This is a genomic window from Vibrio sp. Vb0667, assembly GCF_033391095.1.
On sequence record NZ_JAWPOL010000302.1, the window covers coordinates 1 to 1,142 of the forward strand.

A 1,142-nucleotide genomic window follows, 5' to 3' on the forward strand; every position below is an offset into this window, starting at 1 on the left:
TACGCTCAAAAATACCGTCAACTACCATTCATCGGTAAAGTGGTTCCTCAAGAATAATTGAGTTCACTATTCGACATACAAAAAAACGCCCATATAAATGGGCGTTTTTTATTTATTCAGATTTTATGGCTTAGCGACACAGAAGCTTATTGTCAGGGTTTAAAATCGTCGACAGTGCTTTCTGGTACGATGCTTCAACGGTCTCTTTAGAATTAGAGCGAATACCTAAATATTCAAGGCGACCATCTTCAATTCCGTATACGACACCGTGAATTTCAACATCTTGCCCGCGCTCCCACGCGTTTTGCATGATGGTTGAATTGCCTAGGTTATAAACTTGTTCTGCAACGTTAATTTCACCAAGCTTATCGGCACGATCTTCAACAGGCATTTGATCTAAGTAAGAACGATGCTTGAAGTAAAGATCTCTGATGTGCAGTAGCCAGTTATTGATAAGCCCGAGTTGAGGGTTATCTATCGCTGCGTTAACACCGCCGCAACCGTAGTGACCACACACAATAATGTGCTTCACCTTGAGTACATCAACGGCGTATTGAACAACGGAAAGGCAATTGAGGTCTGTGTGAATGACTTGGTTTGCAACATTGCGGTGAACAAATAATTCACCGGAGTAAAGGCCGGTTAATCGTTCTGCGGGTACTCGACTATCGGAGCAGCCAATCCAAAGAAAATCAGGCTTTTGGCCTTCGGCGAGCTTAGCGAAATATTCAGGACGATCAGATTTGATTTCTTCCGACCATTTTGAATTATTCTCAAATAACTGTTTAATTTCCGGCATCTTGCAAACTACTTCCCTTAAATGACAAAAGCACTCATCGCAATTGAAACATATCAAGCGATCAGTGTTGTAACTATACACAATGTTACAATTTCGATCCCGTTAAATATGCGTCAGACAGGACTCATCTGACGTGTTCTTGGAAATAAATTCGTACAATTCAGACCGCTTATTAGATAACGAATTAAGCCATAATTTATTTATGGTTTAATTTTTCACATTCCTCGTTAAAGTAATGACATTTTACTTATTTAATTTTGAAATTAATGCAGGGAGCTAAACGGTGTTCGGTAATCGTTTTAAAGATATAAATTTTAAAGGGGATATATTTGGCGGGGTGACC

At 39.5% G+C, this 1,142-nt stretch carries 1 protein-coding gene; it reads right to left on the reverse strand.

The window, feature by feature from the left end:
• Positions 1–130: 130 nt before the first annotated feature.
• The gene (gene can / locus R8269_RS25455; protein ID WP_005462578.1) at positions 131–799 is read right to left on the reverse strand and encodes a carbonate dehydratase; all 669 of its coding nucleotides are present in this window, start codon (positions 797–799) and stop codon (positions 131–133) included.
• Positions 800–1,142 lie beyond the last annotated feature (343 nt).

What these genes read in the sequence shown, in the direction of transcription:
- can (WP_005462578.1), bottom strand. Translation starts at nt 799, where the DNA reads ATGCCGGAAATTAAACAGTTATTTGAGAATAATTCAAAATGGTCGGAA.